Genomic DNA, 3,339 nt, shown 5'->3' with positions numbered 1-3,339 from the left:
GATGATTAGATATGGTTTTTGATTAGAGATTTTAATCCGTCATGGATATTTTTCTCGCTGCTTCCATCAAGAAATACAACCACTCGAAATCCCAAATTCAAAAACTGTACCCTTGCCTCATCAAATTCTTCCTGTGACGAAAAATCATTCCGCCAGAGGTAATAGGTTGGTTTACTCATAATCTGTTTTCCCCTATTTTTTCTAAATGTATGAAACGATAGCACTATGTGTGCATGTCTTAGTGGTTCCATTAATGAATATGGAATTTTTGATTTGATGAAGAAGGGAAAAAGGGAAAGGGAATCCTTCTTGCTTTTGAATTTGTATTATAAGTATACATCAGTAATTAAGTGTTTTGGTTTCATGACATGTAACTTTTATATTTTTTAATAGATAGTTGTTACTGCTATTTTTTCTTTTGAGAAAAAATAAGAGATTCTAAAAATGTTATTGTATGTATATAAAGAAGGGAGGTGAGATACATGAAAAGCAGTAAAACATTATCAAATAAAGTATCATCTGGAAAACTGGAAAAACCGAAAGGAGAAACACTTATGAAAAAATATTTTGAAAACGAGTACCCGTCTGAGAGAAGTTTAAGTAGTAGCTTGAAAAACAATTTTCTTAAGAACGAAATGAAAGAAAGAATTCATGAAGAGATATTAAAAATGAATTCTTCACGTGATGAGTCGTATACTCGCACATTTATTCCATGCTATGAGTTTGATGGATTTTTAGTCGAATGCGAGAGGTGTGAAAAATTAGATAATGAACGCAATGGTGGAGAAGCATTTGGTTTTAGGGTTTACTACATGCGAGGCAGTGAAGAGTGTGATTGCTGTACAATTGGGCTTGTTCTGGATGAAAGAAGTGCATATGAAGCTGATTATTTGATTGATATGTACATTTAGATAATCTGTATGAAAAAATAAAGAATAGGGAGTGTAGACGAAAATAAAAAAGAGGAAGATGTTTGCTTCGACAGGCGGCATCTTTCTCTTTTTCGATTTTATGGCGTGAAACTGTAGCGGGTAATATTTTTCCAGTCGGGTGGAAAACCCGTTTGTTTCAGCAATTCCTGCTCTGTAATATGGACCAGTTTTTTGCTAATCTTTCCAACTTCTTGTACCAAGTGCTTTTTGAAAACTATAAATTCTTTATTTGGTAGAAGATAGCGGAACGCAATCACAACAGAAAATAAATCTTGTTTACCATATACATACTGGTTTCCTTTTTGGGGAATTGCCAGTTTTGCATGAATCGGAGTATCCAGGATCTGATCAACGGTCTTATAAGTAAATAAGCGATCACCATGAGCGCAGACATTCCTGTATTTTGTCAGTACAGATAAATATCGTCCTAACTGTTTCTGGTTGACAGATGGAAAATGCTTGCAGACCTTGGCACGGAGTGATTGTGGCAATACCTCATACATTTACGAGATACTACCAAAAGTCAGTACATTTACTGTTACCCAGAGAGGGATATTTCCATATTGGTTTCTATGGTAATTGACATACTCATATTCTGTTGTAGTAATGGCACCGTGCAATTTTTTGATTAAGCCGCCGATAGTTTTACGACTTCGGGGATTGTTATTATAATTGTTTGGGTTCAGGTATTCGGATTGAGAGATGCCGTGTAATTCTGTAAAATAATAGGCAATTAAATTTCCTATGTGACGTTCAATCTGAAGCAGATATTTCAGAAATAACTCTCTTAGGTTCAGCATCAAATTGATACAGGGCAACAATTTCGTCAAAGGAAGTTCCAGACTTATATTTTTTGGTAAGTGGTATCCGGAATAAGTGCTTATATCCCATCAAAGAAAAATAACCGATGCGCTGGAGCATTTCTTCAGCATACTGACTATTCGATATTATTATGTTTTTGTCACTTAATGAAGTAACCTGTTGCGTAAAGGTTAAAAAACTTTTTTGTGTAGCCATATGCTTGTTCTCCCGTAAAATAAAAAGAGGGAGAGACCCGCAGGTTCTCCCCCGCCTGTGGGCTTCGCAAGTTTCCACAGAACGATCACTGAGCTTAATATAGCAGAAATAACGGCAGAAGTCAATAACTGAAAAAATCAGCCATATCCATTCGCCGGAGTCTGCAATCAGCTCAATCATAGTATATGTATTGAATCTCTTTTTCATACATATACGATAGAGAAAGTGTTTTATAGAAATAGTTGATTCGTTCAAGTGTTATGTGTGATTGGGATTAATCGTTGTAAGGTAATCTATGTAGAAAATAGTAATTTGTCGTATAGATTTTTCGAGAATTACACACATACTTTTTATGTTCTAAGTTTTGAAATGATTTTTGATTTATTTTAATCTAAAACTTAACCTGAATTATTCATGGAGCAGTATTAGGAGCTAATAACTGCATCATGAATCTCTCAAATGCTCCACACAGCCATAATCTCTCTCTCTAAACCTGTCAAAAGGGTATAAAATCCCTGTGACGAGTTTCAGAGTGGTTAATTAAGCTGTCAAGGTGCGTTAATAGTTGCTATTCCAGCTGTACACTCAGCTTGCTGATATTGGAAAGAGTTGCATAAAACTCATTCTTATATGGACAGCTACTACACAGCTTGAATGTTATATATCTTGCTGAACGGATTACTTTTGCAGCAATCTTCAGCAGTTTTAAACGGACGGTATCTATACGTTGTTTGCGCATATTTGCAGATAACGCCAATCGTCTAAACCAATTAAATATGTTATAAGCAAGTGCATGGATCTGAAGCCTGTTAGCATTTACAACTCTTGTATGACTGCTTACAGAAGAGAAATCAAAACCGGATTTACTCTCTTTGATAAAGTTTTCCATCAGGCCTCTCTTATAATAAAACTTGATGAGATACTCTGGTGATGAATCCATGTTTGTAACAATGAATGTATACATGTAAATCATCTGATTCTCAGGTTTTTCAACCTTACAGACAACACGTCTTTCATAAGGCCACGGACCTGCCTGATACATGAATTCACCATAGACAACCGCGTAATCCACCTTGTTATCTTTCGTGATTTCATTAAGCTCATCGGCAAGAGAGGATGCTTTGCTACGGAGGGTACCATTCTCTTTCAGACGGATCACATAACTGGTGCCGTTTTCTTCGCACTGCTTATATAATTCAGGTGTTGCAAAGCCGCTGTCACCACGAAGCAAAAGCTTTATTTCTGGATAATCTTCCAGATATTCGTCAAGGATTGGCTGAAGGAAATCAACAACTCCGGTGCAGGAATATTGAGTTCCATCACGCAGCTGGATTTTAATCAGATCTCCCGTTCGCCCATCATAACAGACAAGAGGATGATATCCGTTGCT

4 protein-coding genes and 1 pseudogene are annotated in these 3,339 nt (G+C 36.2%); 1 reads left to right on the top strand and 4 read right to left on the bottom strand.

Features of this window, described 5'->3' with window-relative positions:
* Positions 1-5: 5 nt before the first annotated feature.
* Complete coding sequence (locus ACTNB3_RS17635; protein WP_441027260.1) at positions 6-179, bottom strand: hypothetical protein; 174 nt, start codon at positions 177-179, stop codon at positions 6-8.
* A gap of 303 nt (positions 180-482) precedes the next feature.
* Between ACTNB3_RS17635 and ACTNB3_RS17630 the strand changes: the two genes are divergently transcribed.
* Positions 483-911, top strand: a complete 429-nt coding sequence (locus tag ACTNB3_RS17630) for a hypothetical protein (protein ID WP_441027258.1) — start codon at positions 483-485, stop codon at positions 909-911.
* Between the two features lie 98 nt (positions 912-1,009).
* Here ACTNB3_RS17630 and ACTNB3_RS17625 read toward each other — a convergent pair.
* From ACTNB3_RS17625 to ACTNB3_RS17615, 3 genes and pseudogenes are all read right to left on the bottom strand, one after another.
* Positions 1,010-1,732: pseudogene (locus tag ACTNB3_RS17625) on the bottom strand (Abi family protein).
* Positions 1,686-1,949 carry an Abi family protein gene (locus ACTNB3_RS17620; RefSeq protein WP_441027256.1) on the bottom strand — a complete coding sequence of 88 codons (264 nt, stop codon included), beginning with the start codon at positions 1,947-1,949 and terminating at the stop codon, positions 1,686-1,688. Before ACTNB3_RS17620 ends, ACTNB3_RS17625 begins: the two are co-directional and overlap by 47 nt.
* A 568-nt stretch (positions 1,950-2,517) precedes the next feature.
* On the bottom strand, positions 2,518-3,339 hold an 822-nt coding region (locus ACTNB3_RS17615), incomplete at its 5' end, for an IS1380 family transposase (RefSeq protein ID WP_441027254.1).

It is taken from the genome of Bariatricus sp. HCP28S3_D3 (assembly GCF_052065755.1).
Lineage (GTDB): Bacteria > Bacillota > Clostridia > Lachnospirales > Lachnospiraceae > Allocoprococcus.
Note: the sequence above shows the minus strand (reverse complement) of the source record. Positions and strands in the feature narration are given on the sequence as shown.